Origin of the sequence: Streptomyces sp. NPDC058459, assembly GCF_042721685.1 — a bacterium.
In the GTDB taxonomy this organism is placed as follows: domain Bacteria; phylum Actinomycetota; class Actinomycetes; order Streptomycetales; family Streptomycetaceae; genus Streptomyces.
Genome location: NZ_JBHXLV010000025.1, coordinates 13,497 through 28,905, shown reverse-complemented (window position 1 = coordinate 28,905; position 15,409 = coordinate 13,497). Strand labels below are relative to the sequence as shown.

Annotated in this window: 14 protein-coding genes; 8 read left to right on the top strand and 6 right to left on the bottom strand. The window is 73.1% G+C overall.

Features of this window, described 5'->3' with window-relative positions; genetic code table 11:
• Positions 1–31 precede the first annotated feature (31 nt).
• The 5 genes from ACFWN1_RS07710 to ACFWN1_RS07690 all read left to right on the top strand — a co-directional run bounded on the left by ACFWN1_RS07710 (position 32) and on the right by ACFWN1_RS07690 (position 8,431).
• The gene (locus ACFWN1_RS07710) at positions 32–1,345 is read left to right on the top strand and encodes a hypothetical protein (RefSeq protein WP_384359219.1); all 1,314 of its coding nucleotides are present in this window, start codon (positions 32–34) and stop codon (positions 1,343–1,345) included.
• 53 nt (positions 1,346–1,398) lie between these two features.
• Positions 1,399–3,789 carry a tetratricopeptide repeat protein gene (locus tag ACFWN1_RS07705; protein ID WP_384359236.1) on the top strand — a complete coding sequence of 797 codons (2,391 nt, stop codon included), beginning with the start codon at positions 1,399–1,401 and terminating at the stop codon, positions 3,787–3,789.
• A gap of 2 nt (positions 3,790–3,791) precedes the next feature.
• A complete protein-coding gene (locus ACFWN1_RS07700; protein ID WP_384359218.1) occupies positions 3,792–5,093 on the top strand; it encodes a PP2C family serine/threonine-protein phosphatase in 1,302 nt (433 codons plus the stop codon).
• Between the two features lie 140 nt (positions 5,094–5,233).
• The gene (locus ACFWN1_RS07695) at positions 5,234–6,547 is read left to right on the top strand and encodes a VWA domain-containing protein (RefSeq protein ID WP_384359217.1); all 1,314 of its coding nucleotides are present in this window, start codon (positions 5,234–5,236) and stop codon (positions 6,545–6,547) included.
• Between the two features lie 57 nt (positions 6,548–6,604).
• Entirely contained in the window at positions 6,605–8,431 is a 1,827-nt protein-coding gene (locus ACFWN1_RS07690; protein WP_384359216.1) for an FHA domain-containing protein, read from the top strand.
• Positions 8,432–8,444: 13 nt separating this feature from the next.
• Here the strand turns inward: ACFWN1_RS07690 and ACFWN1_RS07685 are convergent, their stop codons facing one another.
• The gene (locus ACFWN1_RS07685) at positions 8,445–9,422 is read right to left on the bottom strand and encodes a methyltransferase domain-containing protein (RefSeq protein WP_384359215.1); all 978 of its coding nucleotides are present in this window, start codon (positions 9,420–9,422) and stop codon (positions 8,445–8,447) included.
• A 97-nt stretch (positions 9,423–9,519) separates the two neighbouring features.
• Here ACFWN1_RS07685 and ACFWN1_RS07680 point away from each other — a divergent pair, with 97 nt between their 5' ends.
• Positions 9,520–9,924, top strand: a complete 405-nt coding sequence (locus ACFWN1_RS07680) for a globin (protein ID WP_384359214.1) — start codon at positions 9,520–9,522, stop codon at positions 9,922–9,924.
• 18 nt (positions 9,925–9,942) lie between these two features.
• On the opposite strand, the gene ACFWN1_RS07675 is transcribed toward ACFWN1_RS07680, so the two are convergent.
• The 5 genes from ACFWN1_RS07675 to ACFWN1_RS07655 form a co-directional block, all read right to left on the bottom strand.
• Complete coding sequence (locus tag ACFWN1_RS07675; RefSeq protein WP_384359213.1) at positions 9,943–10,626, bottom strand: hypothetical protein; 684 nt, start codon at positions 10,624–10,626, stop codon at positions 9,943–9,945.
• Positions 10,623–11,039, bottom strand: coding sequence for an acyl-CoA thioesterase (locus ACFWN1_RS07670; protein ID WP_384359212.1), 417 nt, complete (start codon positions 11,037–11,039; stop codon positions 10,623–10,625). Before ACFWN1_RS07670 ends, ACFWN1_RS07675 begins: the two co-directional genes overlap by 4 nt.
• A gap of 7 nt (positions 11,040–11,046) precedes the next feature.
• The gene (gene ettA, locus ACFWN1_RS07665; RefSeq protein ID WP_384359211.1) at positions 11,047–12,711 is read right to left on the bottom strand and encodes an energy-dependent translational throttle protein EttA; all 1,665 of its coding nucleotides are present in this window, start codon (positions 12,709–12,711) and stop codon (positions 11,047–11,049) included.
• A gap of 195 nt (positions 12,712–12,906) precedes the next feature.
• Complete coding sequence (locus tag ACFWN1_RS07660) at positions 12,907–13,083, bottom strand: hypothetical protein (protein WP_384359210.1); 177 nt, start codon at positions 13,081–13,083, stop codon at positions 12,907–12,909.
• Positions 13,080–13,496 carry an ATP-binding protein gene (locus tag ACFWN1_RS07655; protein WP_384359209.1) on the bottom strand — a complete coding sequence of 139 codons (417 nt, stop codon included), beginning with the start codon at positions 13,494–13,496 and terminating at the stop codon, positions 13,080–13,082. Before ACFWN1_RS07655 ends, ACFWN1_RS07660 begins: the two co-directional genes overlap by 4 nt.
• 119 nt (positions 13,497–13,615) lie before the next feature.
• On the opposite strand from ACFWN1_RS07655, the gene ACFWN1_RS07650 reads away from it, so the two are divergent.
• Both ACFWN1_RS07650 and ACFWN1_RS07645 read left to right on the top strand, forming a co-directional pair.
• On the top strand, positions 13,616–14,716 hold the full coding sequence (locus ACFWN1_RS07650) for a helix-turn-helix domain-containing protein (protein ID WP_384359208.1): 1,101 nt from the start codon (positions 13,616–13,618) through the stop codon (positions 14,714–14,716).
• A gap of 13 nt (positions 14,717–14,729) precedes the next feature.
• Positions 14,730–15,398 carry a YdcF family protein gene (locus ACFWN1_RS07645; protein ID WP_384359207.1) on the top strand — a complete coding sequence of 223 codons (669 nt, stop codon included), beginning with the start codon at positions 14,730–14,732 and terminating at the stop codon, positions 15,396–15,398.
• Positions 15,399–15,409: the final 11 nt, after the last annotated feature.

Below are 15,409 nucleotides of genomic sequence, written 5' to 3'. Positions count from 1 at the left end.
GCCAGACCGACCACACAGCGAGAGGTGATCGATGGGCGTCACGGACCCCGCCGGGCCGGTGATGGACCGGGATGAGGTGGACCGTGCGCTGGCGCGGCTCGGCCAGGAGCACGAGGCCATCGAGACCTCGCTGTTCGCGCTCCAGGACCACGCCGGCCGCCGTCTCCTCGAAGGGGCCGAGCTGACCGGTGTCACCAGGGAGCGGTGGGCCGCCACGGAGGCGTCGATCACCCTGCTGTGGACCTGCTTCGACGCGTACACGGCCGCCGTGCGCGAGGCCCGCGAGATCCGCTCCCGGCGCCGCTGGTCCAGCCGGGAGGACCTGGTGGAGCTGACCGGGCTGCTGCGCGGGGAGTCGGTCACGGTGGCCGGCGGCGTCTCGGGTCCGGCCGTGCTCAGCGAGAGCTTCACGCTGGCCGCCCTGGTGGACCGGATGAACGAGCTGTACGCGTCCTCGCTGGACATGGTGGTGGCCGCCGACGCGGTGTGGTCGGCGCTGCCCGCCCGGATCGACCTGCTGGCCGCCGAACTCCAGCGCACCCGCCGGCTGGCGCACTCCGTCGGCGTCCGCCCCGGCGAACACCCCTCCGGGGACGACCTGGAGGGCATCACCCGCACCCTGACCGGGCTGCGCGAGGAGGTCGTGCGCGATCCGCTGGCGCACTGGGTGCCGGCCGGGGGCGGCTCCGCGCCCGGCGGCGGCCGCCCGGATACCACGGTGTACGACCGGGAGGCGCGGGCGCTGGAGGACGTGCGCCGGGAGATCGAGGCGGTGCTGACCGTCCGGCAGGACGCCGAGGAGCGGCTGATCCGGCTGCGGGACGTGCTCTCCCGCGCCGACCGCACCCTGGCCGAGGCGCGTACCGCGCGCGGTGAGGTACTGGCGAAGATCGCCGCGACCGAGGTACCGGTGGTCAGCGGCCCGCCGACCGTGCTCCAGGAGCAGCTGGCGACGGCGGCCGAGCACCGCCGCCACGCCCGCTGGCACCGCCTGTCCCCGCTGCTGGAGTCGCTGGAGCAGCGGGCGGAGGACGAACTGCTGCGCGCCCGCGAGTCGTTGACGGCGGTCACCGCGCCGCTCGCGGTCCGCGCCGAGCTGCGCGGCCGGCTGGACGCCTACCGCGCGAAGGTCACCCGGCACGGCCTGGCCGAGGACCGGCTGCTGATCGAGCGGTACGACGCCGCCCGCCGGATGCTGTGGAGCGCGCCCTGCGACCTGCGCGTGGCCGAGCAGGCGGTCCTGCGCTACCAGCACGCGGCCGCCGAACTGCTGGCCCCGCCGCGGGTACCGGAGCAGTACGCGCCCGAGGACGCCACGGCGGACGACATGGGGGACGGGGAGTGAGCGAGGAACGGCGCACCTGCCAGCGGCCGGACTGCGCGGGCACGTACGAGGACATGGGCGGCGGCGAGCTGTACTGCGACACCTGCGGACTGGCCCCGGTGGTCTCCCCGAAGGCCCCGGAGCCGGGCGGTGGGGCCGGCTCCGCGCCGAGCGGGATCGACGGCGGTGCCACCCGCGGCTCCTCGCAGTCCGCCCGCTCCCGGCGCTCGGTGTCGGGGCGGCTCTCCCGCTCGCCGGCGGGGAAGCCGGGCGGCCGCTCGGTGTCGGTGCGCGGCTCGGCCTCGCCGTCGGGTCCCTCGGGGCGCGGCCGGCTGGGCGCCGGTCTGGTCGCGGTGCCGCAGGTGCCGAGGCCCGACCCGCGCGCGATGGTGCTGGACAACCCTCAGGTGCCCGAGCGCAAGCGGTACTGCTCCCGCTCGGACTGCGGGGCGCCGGTCGGCCGGGCGCGCGGGGAACGGCCGGGCCGCACCGAGGGGTTCTGCACCAAGTGCGGGCACCCGTACTCCTTCGTGCCCAAGCTGCGCGCCGGGGACATCGTGCACGGGCAGTACGAGGTGGCGGGCTGTCTGGCGCACGGCGGGCTCGGCTGGATCTACCTCGCGGTGGACCGGGCGGTGTCCGACCGCTGGGTGGTGCTCAAGGGCCTGCTGGACACCGGTGACCAGGACGCGATGGCGGCGGCGATCTCCGAGCGCCGGTTCCTGGCGGAGATCGAGCACGCGGGCATCGTGCGGATCTACAACTTCGTCGAGCACCTCGACCAGCGCACCGGCTCGCTCGACGGCTACATCGTCATGGAGTACGTCGGCGGCAGGTCGCTGAAGGAGATCGCCAACGCCCGCCGCGCCCCGGACGGCAGGCGGGACCCGCTGCCGGTGGAGCAGGCGTGCGCGTACGGCATCGAGGCGCTGGAGGCGCTCGGCCATCTGCACAGCCGCAACCTGCTGTACTGCGACTTCAAGGTCGACAACGCCATCCAGACCGAGGACCAGCTCAAGCTGATCGACATGGGCGCCGTGCGCCGCGTGGACGACGAGGAGTCCGCGATCTACGGCACGGTCGGCTACCAGGCTCCCGAGGTCGCCGATGTCGGCCCCTCGGCCGCCAGCGACCTGTACACGGTGGGCCGCACCCTGGCCGTCCTCACCTTCGACTTCCAGGGCTACACCAGCGTCTACGCGGATTCGCTGCCCGACCCGGACACCGTCGAGGTGTTCCGGCGCTACGAGTCCTTCTACCGCTTCCTGGTCCGCGCCACCGACCCGGACCCGGCCCGCCGGTTCGCCTCCGCGCAGGAGATGGCCGACCAGCTGACCGGAGTGCTGCGCGAGGTGGTGTCGCTGAGCACCGGGCAGGCGCGGCCCGCGCTGTCGACCCTGTTCGGGCCCGAAGTCCGGGTGACCGACACCGAGTTGTTCCCGGCACTGGACGGCGAGGTGTCCCGCCTCGGCGCGCGCCCGCTGCCCGGGTCCGGCCGTCCGCCCGGCCTGCCGCCCGCGCTGGTCGGAGAGGTCGACAGCCCGGCCGCCGCGCTGGCGCTGCCCGTACCGCTGGTGGACCCGAACGACCCCGACGCCGGCTTCCTGGCCGGCCTCGCCGCCTCCGCTCCGGCCGAACTGCTCGGCGCGCTGGACGCGGCGCCGGCCCAGGGCGTGGAGACCCGGCTGCGCAGGGTGCGCGCCCTGCTGGAGCACGGCGACCGGGAGGCCGCGCGGGCGACGCTGGCCCGGCTGGACGAGGAACGGCCCGACGACTGGCGGGTGGTCTGGTACCGGGGCGTGGCCGCCCTGGTCGCCGGCGACTTCGAGAGCGCCGCCCTCGCCTTCGACGCGATCTACGACGCGTTTCCCGGCGAGGCCGCGCCCAAGCTGGCGCTCGGCCTGTGCGCGGAGGTGCTGGGACAGCAGGACAACGCCGCCGAGTACTACCGGCTGGTGTGGGCGACCGATCCGAGCTTCGTCAGCGCCGCGTTCGGCCTGGCCCGGGTGCGGCTGGTGAGCGGGGACCGGGCGGGCGCCGTACGGACGCTGGAGTCGGTGCCGGAGTCGTCCATCCACTACACGGCCGCGCGGGTCGCGGCGGTCCGGGCGCGGCTGCGGCGACGCACGGCTGCCGCCGGTGACGTACCGTTCCTGGACGACCTGTCCGCCGCGGCGGACCAGGTCGAGGCGCTGGACGCGTACGGGCTCGACCCGGCGCGGCGCGAGCGGTTGTCGGCCGAAGTCCTCGGCTGCGCCCTGGACTGGATACTCTCCAGGGGTCAGGGCACCGCTCCACCGGCCACCGGCCCACGGGTGCTGCTCGGCAGCGGTCTGGACGAGCGGAATCTCCGCTTCGGTCTGGAGCGCGCCTACCGCACGCTGGCCCGGCTGGCGCCCGGCGGCGAGGAGAGGATCGAACTGGTGGAACGGGCCAACCGTTACCGCCCCCGGACGTGGGTGTAGTCATGTCACAGATGCCCCAGCAGGCCGCACTGCCCAAGTGCCCGAGCTGCGCGGAGCCGCTCGAGGCGGGCGACCTCTTCTGCGGCGCGTGCGGATACGACCTGTCCGCGGTGCCCGCGCCGCCCGCGGACCAGCCGACGCTGACCATGACCGGCGCTCCGGACGGCGACGTCGACTGGCCCGAGCCGGAGCCGGCCACCACCGGCAGCACCGAGCCGCGCGCCCACCGCGCCGCCGACGTGCCGGGCACCGACTCCGCCGGCTCCCCGCTGCCCCGGCCCGAACCGGCCGCGTCCGGGGTGCGCTTCGACCGGCCCGCCGAGCCCGACGAGCCCGACGAGCCTGAGGATTACCCGTTGCAGGCCCCCGACCCGCGTGCCGAGGCCCCCGCGCAGGTGTGCGTGGCCTGCCGCGCGGGCCGGGTGGACGGCGACGGCTACTGCGAGAACTGCGGGCACGCCCAGCCCCGCGAACGTGACCACATGGAGCGGGAGGCGGGCCCGGTGGCCGCCGTCAGCGACCGCGGCCTGCGCCACCACCGCAACGAGGACGACTTCGCCGTGGCGCACACCGCGCTGCCCGACGGCTCGCCCGCCGCGCTCGCCGTGGTCTGCGACGGCGTCTCCTCCGCGACCCGCCCCGACGAGGCGTCCACCGCCGCCGCACGCGCGGCCGGTGACGTGCTGCTGGCCGCCCTGCCGCGCGGCACTCATCCGCAGGCGGCGATGCACGAGGCGATCGTGGCCGCCGCCAAGGCCGTGGACTCGCTCGCGGAGCGGCCCGACGGCGCCCGTGAGCACGCCCCGCACCAGAACGCCCCGGCCTGCACGATCGTCGCCTCGGTGGTCGCCTCCGGCCTGCTGGTGGTGGGCTGGGTCGGTGACAGCCGCGCCTACTGGGTGCCGGACGACCGCTCCGCGCCCCCGGCCCGGCTGACCGAGGACGACTCCTGGGCGGCCCAGATGGTGGCGGCCGGCCTGATGAACGAGGCGGAGGCGTACGCCGACGAGCGCGCCCACGCCATCACCGGCTGGCTCGGCGCCGACGCCTACGAACTGGAGCCGCACACCGCCTCGTTCAAGCCCGACCGGCCGGGTGTGGTGCTGGTGTGCACCGACGGGCTGTGGAACTACGCCGAGGCGCCCGAGGAGATGGCCGAGGTGCTGCCCCCGGACGCGGCGGCCCGCCCGCTGCACGCCGCGCGGGTGCTGGTGGGGCACGCGCTGGACGCCGGGGGCCACGACAACGTAACAGTGGCCGTCGTGCCGTTCCCCGCGCCGCCGCAGGGGGCAGGATCGGCCTGAGGCCGTCTCCGCCCGGGTGACCGCACGCGGACACGGCGGCCTCACGTACGGGGAAGCACGGGCGGACACGGAGGGGACCGGTCCGCCAGAACGCACCGCCTCGCGGGGAGCGGGCGGGTCCGAGGGGGATGTGATCCAGCATGGCCAATTTCGCCAAGCCGGGCGGGCCGCGGTTCTCGGTGGACGTCTACCAGAACGAGTTCCTGCCGGAGGGCGGCCGGGAGGTCAACGCCATCGTGACCGTGACGGCCTCGGGCGGCGGCGCGCCCGCCGGTCCCGGTGCCCCGGCCGCCGTGGTGCTCATGGTGGACTGCTCCGGCTCGATGGACTACCCGCCCACCAAGATGCGCAACGCCCGCGACGCCACGGCCGCCGCCATCGACACCCTGCGCGACGGGACGCACTTCGGGGTGGTCGACGGCACCCATGTCGCGCGCGAGGTCTATCCGGGCGGCGGGCGGCTCGCCGTGGCCGACGCCACCACCCGGGCCCAGGCCAGGCAGGCGCTGCGCAGGCTCAGCGCGGGCGGCGGCACCGCGATCGGCACCTGGCTGCGGCTGGCGGACCGGCTGCTGGCCGGGGCCGACGTGTCGATCAGGCACGGCATCCTGCTGACCGACGGGCGCAACGAGCACGAGTCGGCCGCCGAGCTGAAGGACGCCCTGGACGCGTGTGCCGGGCGGTTCACCTGTGACGCGCGGGGCGTGGGCACCGACTGGGAAGTGAAAGAAGTCACAGGCATCGCCTCGGCGTTGCTCGGCACCGCCGACATCGTCGCCGATCCCGCCCGGCTGACGGCCGACTTCACCCGGATCATGGAGTCGACGATGGGCAAGGAGGTCGCCGACGTCGCCCTGCGGGTGTGGACGCCGGTCGGCACGAACATCAAGTTCATCAAGCAAGTCGCGCCCACTGTCGCGGAGTTGACCGACCGGCGCACCGAGGCGGGTCCCCGCGCCGGGGACTACCCCACCGGTTCCTGGGGCGACGAGTCCCGCGACTACCACCTCTGCGTGGAGGTCCCGGTGGCCGGGCTGGGCCAGGAGATGCTGGCCGCGCGGGTGTCCCTGGTGGCGGCCCGACCGGACAGACAGGTACAGAACCTCGGCGCGCAGGGGCTCGTACGGGCCGTGTGGACCGACGACATGGCGGCCTCGACCTCGCTCAACTCCCAGGTCGCCCACTACACCGGTCAGGCCGAACTGGCACAGGTCATCCGGGAAGGGCTGGACCTTCGCAAAGCCGGTGATGTGGACGGAGCAACGGCCAAACTGGGACGTGCCGTCCAGCTCGCGGGGGTGTCGGGGAACGCGGATACTGCGAAACTGCTTGCGAAGGTGGTGGACGTGGTCGATGCCCCGACCGGTACTGTGCGGTTGAAGGCGAAGGTCGCGGAGGCCGACGAGATGACACTCGAGACCCGTTCCACGAAGACTGTTCGCGTCAAGAAGTGACCCTGGCGACAGGGGCCCTGTAGCCACCGATACCTCAGCAGAAGGGGTAGCACCGACATGCCGACCTGCCCGAACGGACACCAGTCGGGTTCCGACGACTGGTGCGAGGTCTGCGGTCACCGCATGGCCGGTGCCGTGCCTCCGCCTCCGCCCCCGCCCCCGTCCGGCGGCGGCTACGGGTTCCCGCCGTCCCACGACGAGGGACGACCGTCCCCCGGCGGCGAGGCGCAGTTGTGCCCGCAGTGCCGTACGCCCCGCGAGGGCGGCGCACCCTTCTGCGAGGAGTGCCGGTGGAACTTCCTGACCAACACCGCCACCTCGTACACCCCGGCGGCCCCGCCCCGGCAGCAGCAGCCGCGCTACCAGCCGCCGAGCCAGCCGTACGGCGGCGGCGGTGACGGGTTCGACTACCACGGTTCCCGGCCCTCGCAGGTGAACCGGTCCGCCGAGCCGATACCCTCGTTCGACACCGAGCCCTCGGGCCCGACGCCGTTCGGCGCCGAGCGCCGTCCGGCCTCCCCGCCGCCCACCTCCGGCGGACCTTCCCCCTACGGCGAGCGCCGATCCGGTCCTCCGCCGGGGTTCGACGGCGGGCCGGGACAGCCCGGCCGTCCCGGGGGGCCGGGCGGGCCTGGCCCTACCGGTCCTCCCGGTCCTTCTGGCCCTCCCGGTCCTGGTCAGCAGGGAGGGCCGGGGCAGCCCGGCCGTCCCGGTGGGCCTGGGGCTCCGGGTGGTGTCGGGGGTCCAGGGGGCTCCGGGGGGCACGGGCCCGGCTATGGCGGCCCTGGGGGTCCCGGTAGTCCTGGTAGTCCTGGTACACCTGGCGGGCCCGGGGGTCACGGCGGTCAGGGAGGTCCCGGCAACTCCGGCGGCTTCCGTGGCCAGGGTGGTCCCGGCAACTCGGGGGGCTTCGGCGGCCAAGGCGGCTCCGGCAACTCTGGAGGCTTCGGTGCCCAGGGCGTCGCCGGCGGCCCGGCGGGCTCCGGTGGCTCGGGCGCTTCCGGCGACTTCGGTGGCCGACGCGGCCCCGGTCACCAGGGCGGGCCCGGTGCTCCCGGCGACTTCGGCGGGCAGCGCGCCCCCGGTCACCAGGGCGGCTCCGGTGTTCCGGGCGACTTCGGTGGCCGGCGCGGCCCCGGTGCCCCCGGCGCCCCCGGCGGGTCCAGCGGTCCCTCCGGTCAGGGTGGCCCGCCTGGACCCCCGCCCTTCGGGCGTGAGCCGTCGGCCTTCGGGGCGGCTCCCTCCCGGCAGGCTCCCCCGCAGCCCGGCCCGTCCGGCCCGTCCGCGCCGGCCGGCTTCCCGCCGGAGAGCGGGCGTGCCCCGGCCGGCAACCCGTCCTTCGCCGACGACGACTGGGTGATCTCCCCGCCCCCGTCGAACGCCCCCTCCGGCGGTGCCGGCGGCGGTTACGGCTACCCGCAGCCCGGACCGGGCCAGTCGCAGGGCTACGCCCAGGCTCCGCAGGCCCCCCAGGGACCGGCGACCTGGACCGCGACCATCGGCCCGGACCGCGACTACTTCATGGCGATGATGCAGCGCTCCGGCCCGGAGGCAGCGGGGCTCAACCTGCCCGCGTACTCCCCCGAGCAGCAGCGCACGCTCACCGGCAACCAGGTGACCATCGGCCGCCGCCGGCACTCCACCGGCGACACCCCGGACGTCGATCTGTCGGTGCCGCCGGAGGACCCCGGGGTCTCCCACCAGCACGCGGTGCTGGTGCAGCAGCCGGACGGCGGCTGGGCGGTCGTGGACCAGAACTCGACGAACGGCACCACGGTCAACGGCTCCGACGAGCCGATCCAGCCGTTCGTACCGGTTCCGCTCCAGGACGGCGACCGGGTGCACGTGGGCGCCTGGACGACGATCACCGTCCGCCGGGGCTGAGCAACCGGGGCACTCACGGCAGCGGCCAGGCGTGGCGGCCCTCAGGGTCGTCCAGCCAGGCCCAGACGCGGGGGCCGCTGACCGTGACGCCGTACCGTTCGCGGTCCGGCATGCCCGCGCTCTCCCACAGCGCGTACGCCCGCGAGGGCTCCAGCGCGCCCCGGACGAGCCCGAGCAGGAAGCGGAACGACTCCTGCTCGCACGCCCGGCCCGGCAACTCCCGCGTGGACGCCGGCTCGGCGGGCGCCCGGCCGGCCCCGCGCAGCGGCACGAAGTAGGCGCCGGTGCGCAGGAAGCGGCCCTCCGCGCGGCCGGACCCGTCGACGGTGAGGGCGAGCAGTCCGTTGTTGAGCGGGGCGATGATCCGGGCGCCGGGCGCGCACTGGTCGATCCAGGGGCGCGGCACCGTGGGCAGCATGCAGGTGGCGATGATCCGGTCGTAGGGGGCGTGCGCGGGTACCCCGTACGCCCCGTCGCCGGTGATCACCACCGGGTCGTACCCGGCCACGCTGAGGTTGCGCGCGGCCGGCCCGGTGATCTCGTCCTCCATGTCGACCGTGGTGACCAGGGAGTCGTCGCCGAGGCGGTGGGCGAGCAGGGCCGCGTTGTAGCCGGTGCCGGTGCCGACCTCCAGCACCCGGTCGCCGGCCCGGACCCTCAGCGCGACCAGCATGCGCGCCATCAGCGAGGGCTGGCTGCTGGAGGAGACCAGCTCACCGTCGTGCAGCCGGGTGGCCAGCGGGGCGTCCGCGTAGGCGCCGCGCGCCCAGCGCTCCCGGCCGGCCGGATCGGGGTCGTCGGCCGCGTGCCGTTCGTAGCCGCCGAAGACACCGACGTAGTAGTACGGCACGAACAGGTGCCGGGGCACCCCGGCGAACGCCTCCCGCCAGACGGGGTCCGCGCGCCAGGCGCCGTCGCGGTCGATCTGCCGGATCAGCGCGGCCCGCGCCTCGGCGGCCACGGCGGTCAGCTCGGAGTCGTAGGCGCCCATATGTCCACATTAGGGGCGTTTCGGGGGCGCGGCGGCGGCCGGTCGGCCGGGTCCTACGCCTTGAGTCCTGGGCCCCCCGGTCTGAGACCATGGACGGGTGAACGAGATCCGACGTGGCACGCTTCAGGAGCAGACCTTCTACGAGCAGGTCGGCGGGGAGGAGACCTTCCGCCGGCTCGTCCACCGTTTCTACGAGGGCGTCGCGGAGGACCCGCTGCTGAAGCCCATGTACCCGGAGGAGGACCTCGGGCCGGCCGAGGAGCGGCTCACCCTGTTCCTGATCCAGTACTGGGGCGGCCCCACCACCTACAGCCAGGAGCGCGGCCACCCCCGGCTGCGGATGCGGCACGCGCCCTTCGCCGTGGACCGGGCCGCGCACGACGCCTGGCTGCGGCACATGCGGGACGCGGTGGACGAGCTGGACCTGTCCGAGGAGCACGAGCGGACGCTGTGGAACTACCTGACGTACGCGGCCGCGTCGATGGTGAACACGGCGGAGTGAAGCTGTTCGTACGGGGGTTCAGCGCACGCTGACGCCCAGCGCGCCCAGCCCGGCCCGCCGCACGGCGACGGACCCGTAGGGGGTGCGCAGCCGGAGCCAGGCCCCGGAGGAGAACAGACCGGTCTCCTCGGTGCTGTCGGGCCCGGGGGGACGCAGGAAGCCCAGCGAGTGCGCCGCGTGCACGGCCCGCACGGGCAGCCGGGTCGGCCCGACCTCACGGGACCAGATCTCCCGCCCGATCCGGTCCAGCTCGGCCCGGGTACGCAGCTCGGGCGCCAACTCCTCGATACGGGAGCGGAATTCGGCGACCGACCCGGCGACCGTCCGGTGCAGCACCGCCGGTCCGGGCAGCCCCGGCTCGGCCCGCCACCCGGCGCGCGGCGGCAGCACACCGGCCCACGGGGGCCCGGTGACGGCGGCGGGCACGGCGGCGGTGGCCGCGCGTTCGTCCACCGACTCCAGCAGCTCGCCCGCGGAGACGGTCATGTCGAGAGTGGCGTCCAGCCCGTCCTCGTACGGCTTGGCGAGGCGTACCGCGCGGACGGCGAGCACCTCGAAGGAGGGCGGCCGTCCGAACACGGCGAGCGCGGTCCCGGCCGCCTGGAGGCGTACCGCGGCCGCACGGTCGTAGCGGAGCAGCCGGGTGAGGAAGGCGGCGAGGTCGGCCGCTTCCGTCCCGTCGGCGAGGTGGAGCACCGTCATGCGGCGACGGCCTCCTCCTCGGCGGCCTCGTCCCGGTACTCCCGGAGGAACTCCCGCTCCTCCGCGGTGATCCGGCGCGGCCGCTGGGCCTCGAAGTCGAAGGGCACGACGACGGTGGAGGCCCGTACGTACACGAGGTCCGCGTCCTTCACCTCGTAGGTGATGGTGAAGGACGCGGCCCGGATCTCGGTGACCCACAGCTCGACGTCCACCGGATGGTGCCGGTGGACGAGCTGCCGCTTGTAGTCGATCTCGTGGCGCGCCACGACCGACCCCTGCTGGAAGTCCTTGTCCGGGCGGAACAGGAAGTCGATACGGGCTTCCTCCAGATAGCGGAGGAACACCACGTTGTTGACGTGGCCGTACGCGTCCATGTCCGCCCAGCGCAGGGGGCATCGGTAGATGTGGCGCAAGGTGCGATCAGCCCCGGGTCAGCTTCTTGTAGGTGGCGCGGTGCGGACGCGCTGCGTCGGCGCCGAGCCGCTCGATCTTGTTCTTCTCGTAGGACTCGAAGTTGCCCTCGAACCAGAACCACTTGGAGTCACCCTCGTAGGCGAGGATGTGGGTGGCGACCCGGTCCAGGAACCAGCGGTCGTGGGAGACGACCACGGCGCAGCCGGGGAACTCCAGCAGCGCGTTCTCCAGCGAGGACAGCGTCTCGACGTCGAGGTCGTTGGTGGGCTCGTCGAGGAGCAGCAGGTTGCCGCCCTGCTTGAGGGTGAGCGCCAGGTTGAGGCGGTTGCGCTCACCACCGGACAGCACGCCGGTCGGCTTCTGCTGGTCCGGGCCCTTGAAGCCGAACGCGGAGACGTAGGCGCGGGACGGCATCTCGACCTGGCCGACGTTGATGTAGTCGAGCCCGTCGGACACGACCTCCCACAGCGTCTTCTTGGGGTCGAGGTTGGCGCGGGTCTGGTCGACGTAGGAGATCTTGACCGTGTCGCCGACCTTGATGCCGCCGGAGTCCGGGGTCTCCAGGCCCTGGATCATCTTGAACAGCGTGGTCTTGCCGGCGCCGTTCGGGCCGATGATGCCGACGATGCCGTTGCGCGGCAGGGTGAAGCTCAGGTCGTCGACGAGGATCTTCTCGCCGAACGCCTTGTTGAGGTCGTTGACCTCGACGACGATGCTGCCCAGACGCGGGCCCGGCGGGATCTGGATCTCCTCGAAGTCCAGCTTCCGCATCTTGTCGGCCTCGGCCGCCATCTCCTCGTAGCGGGCGAGGCGAGCCTTGGACTTGGCCTGACGCCCCTTGGCGTTGGACCGCACCCACTCCAGCTCTTCCTTGAGCCGCTTGGCGCGCTTGGCGTCCTTCTGGCCCTCGACCTTCAGACGCGTCTGCTTGGTCTCCAGGTAGGTGGAGTAGTTGCCCTCGTAGGGGTAGGCGCGGCCGCGGTCGAGTTCAAGAATCCACTCGGCGACGTTGTCCAGGAAGTACCGGTCGTGGGTGATGGCCACGACGGTGCCCGGGTACTTGGCGAGGTGCTGCTCCAGCCAGTTCACCGACTCGGCGTCGAGGTGGTTGGTGGGCTCGTCGAGGAGCAGCAGGTCGGGCTGCTCCAGGAGCAGCTTGCAGAGCGCGACACGGCGCTTCTCGCCACCGGAGAGGTTGGTGACGGGCCAGTCGCCGGGCGGGCAGCCCAGGGCGTCCATGGCCTGCTCCAGCTGGGCGTCGAGGTCCCAGGCGTTGGCGTGGTCCAGCTCCTCCTGGAGCTTGCCCATCTCGTCGAGCAGCGCGTCGGAGTAGTCGGTCGCCATCAGCTCGGCGATCTCGTTGAACCGGTCGAGCTTGCCCTTGATCTCGGCGACGCCCTCCTGGACGTTCTCCAGGACCGTCTTCGCGTCGTTGAGCGGGGGCTCCTGGAGCAGGATGCCGACGCTGTAGCCCGGGGAGATGTAGGCGTCACCGTTGGAGGGCTGCTGCAGCCCCGCCATGATCTGCAGCACGGTCGACTTACCGGCACCGTTCGGACCGACGACGCCGATCTTCGCCCCCGGCAGGAAGTTCAGGGTGACGTCGTCGAGGATCACCTTGTCGCCGTGCGCTTTGCGCGCCTTGCGCATGGTGTAAATGAACTCAGCCAAGAGAAACCGTCCGGCAGCTTGAAATCAGGCAGTGGGCAGACACACCCATCTTGCCGTACGGCTGGCCTTGGGAGGAAACGCGTGTCGGCGGGGGGCTGTGAGCTGGGGGTTCACCGCTGCCCATCGCCCGGCCTGCCACTTTGGGTAACCATCACTCGGCGCGGGCGGGAGGCCGCCCACCGGAGAAGGCGTCCTTCAGGTCTGGTCGTCGCCCTGCGGCTCGTCCCCGCCGGAGGCCCTGCCCGGGGTCGAGTCGCCGGTGTCCGAGGCCGAGTCCGTGCTGACCCGCAGGCAGCCGTCCATGCCGAACATGTCGATCAACTGGGACAGGTGGGCTCGGGCCATGCTGCGCGCGGGGGTCTCGTCGGTCACCCGTGTCCCTCCAGTTCCGCCCATACGACCTTCCCCCAGCGGCGCTCGTCGGCGCCCCAGTTCGTTGCGAGTGCCGTGACGAGGAAGAGTCCGCGCCCGTCCTCCGCGTCAGCCGTCCGTGGGTTTGGCTCGGGCCGGTCAAGGGAGAAGTCCGCCACAGCAACGCGGACCGTGCGCGGTGTCCGGCGTTCCACCATCACGCGGATCGAGTCCCGCCGGGCGTGCCGTACGGCGTTGGCCACGAGTTCGGAGACGATCAGGAGACTGTCGTCCGTCAGATCGTTCAGCCCCCAAGCGGAGAGGGCGGCGCGTACCAGACGGCGTGCGGTCCCGGCGCTTTCGGGGACGCGCGGCAGCGTCTCGCTGTAACCGGGGTGCCCGGTCGGACGAGGCCGCGTGGTGGGTTGCGACATGGTTCCGAGCATGGATGTCGCCGAACCTGCGGCCAATCACCGGCCGTTCTACTTCCGTTCCACTTTCGTCCCGCCGCCCGCACGCGTTCTGCTTCGATGGTGGTGGAAGGGAGTGACGTGTGGCGACCGTGCACCACTGGACCGGCCTGGAGACCAGAGCGCTCCGTCTCGCCCTGCGGCTGAGCGTGCGGGCCTTCGCCGAGCACCTCGGCGTGGCCGTCGCCACCGTCTCGAAATGGGAGAGCAAGCGCGCTGACACCGCACCCAGACCCGACACCCAGGCCATGCTCGACACCGCCCTCGCACGTGCGGACGCCTCTGCCCACCTGCGCTTCGAGATGCTCATGGCCGAGCTGACCGGTCCGGCGCGGCATCCCGCCCGGCACGTCAACGACACCGGACCCCGTCTCTGGGCGTACGAGTCGTGGGCCGAGGACCTGGACCGGGCCGGAGTCGCGCTCTCCCGTCAGAAGTTCGCCTTCGCGGACAGCCTGCTCAGCCGCTGGCTGGTCCGCTTCGATGTCCGGGAACTGGACGACAAGGGCCTGTACCTCTTCGCCCGCTCGACCGCGCTCCTCGGCGACCTCAAACGCGACCAGGGTCGCCTGCTCGGACCACTGTCCGCCCAGCACTCATACGCCGGGGCTCGCTCGGTCTTCGTCCAGCTCGGCATCCCGCGGCGGATCGCGCAGCTCGACCTCTCCCTCGCCGTGGTCACCGAAATGTCCGGCGAGCTGGAGATCGCCGCCCGCCATTACGAAACCCTCACCGACGACGACCGGCTCTCCCGCCGGGACCGCGCCAGGGCCCGCCTGTGGGTGGGTACCGCGCTGAGCAAGAAGGGCCGGCACGACTACGCGACCCGCGTCATGCGAGCCGCGGTCCGAGACTTCGAGGATCTCGCCGAACCTGACGACTGGTCGGTGGCACACCAGAAGATCGCCCTGGCCCGTCGTGGCGCCGGCGACCTCGGCCAGGCCCTGCACTTCATCGACGTCGCCCGTGGCAGCGGGAACACCGACTCGCCCATGGAAAGAGTCCGGCTGGACACCGCCCACGGCCACATCCTGCTCTCCGACGCGGCGACCCGGGATGATGGGCTCCGCGTCCTCGATCAGGCCACGCGTACGGCCGCGCAGTACGGGCTCGTGCACCAACTGCGCAGTATCGAGGGCGTGAAGGCCATGAGCGAGGGGCCGGCCGGCCCCTCGCGACGGTGACAGGGAGAGAGCCGTGAGCGACGACCAGCAGGCCATCACCGAGGACCAGTGGCACCAGGCCGCGCGGATCTGGGACTACCACCAGCTGCACCATCAGCCGCGCCCCGCCGACGCGGCGATCGGCCTGGGCAGTCACGACCTCGGCGTCGCCACCCACGCCGCCGGGCTGTACCGCGCCGGGCTGTTCCCCACCCTGGTCTTCACCGGCGGCAACAGCCCCACCACCGTCGACGTCTTCCCACGCGGCGAGGCCGTCCACTTCCGCGAGCACGCCATCGAACTGGGCGTCCCCACCGAGGCGATCCTGCTGGAACCGAACGCCGGCAACACCGGGCAGAACATCACCCTCTCCCGCGAGGCCCTCGCCGCCGCCGGCATCACCCCGACCACCGTGCTGCTCGTCTGCAAGCCCTACATGGAACGCCGGTCGTACGCGACCGCCCGCAGGCTCTGGCCCGATGTCGAATTCCTCTGCGCCTCGGAGCCGCTGGAGTTCGACGACTACCTGAAGTCCATCGGCGACGAGAAGCTCGTCCTCGACATGCTCGTCGGCGACCTCCAGCGGATCATCGAGTACCCGAAACTCGGCTTCGCCGTCGACCAGGAGGTCCCGGCCGACGTGCGGGACGCGTATGAATCCCTCGTCCAGGACGGCTTCACAAGCCGCCTCATCACCATGTGATCGACAGTCCC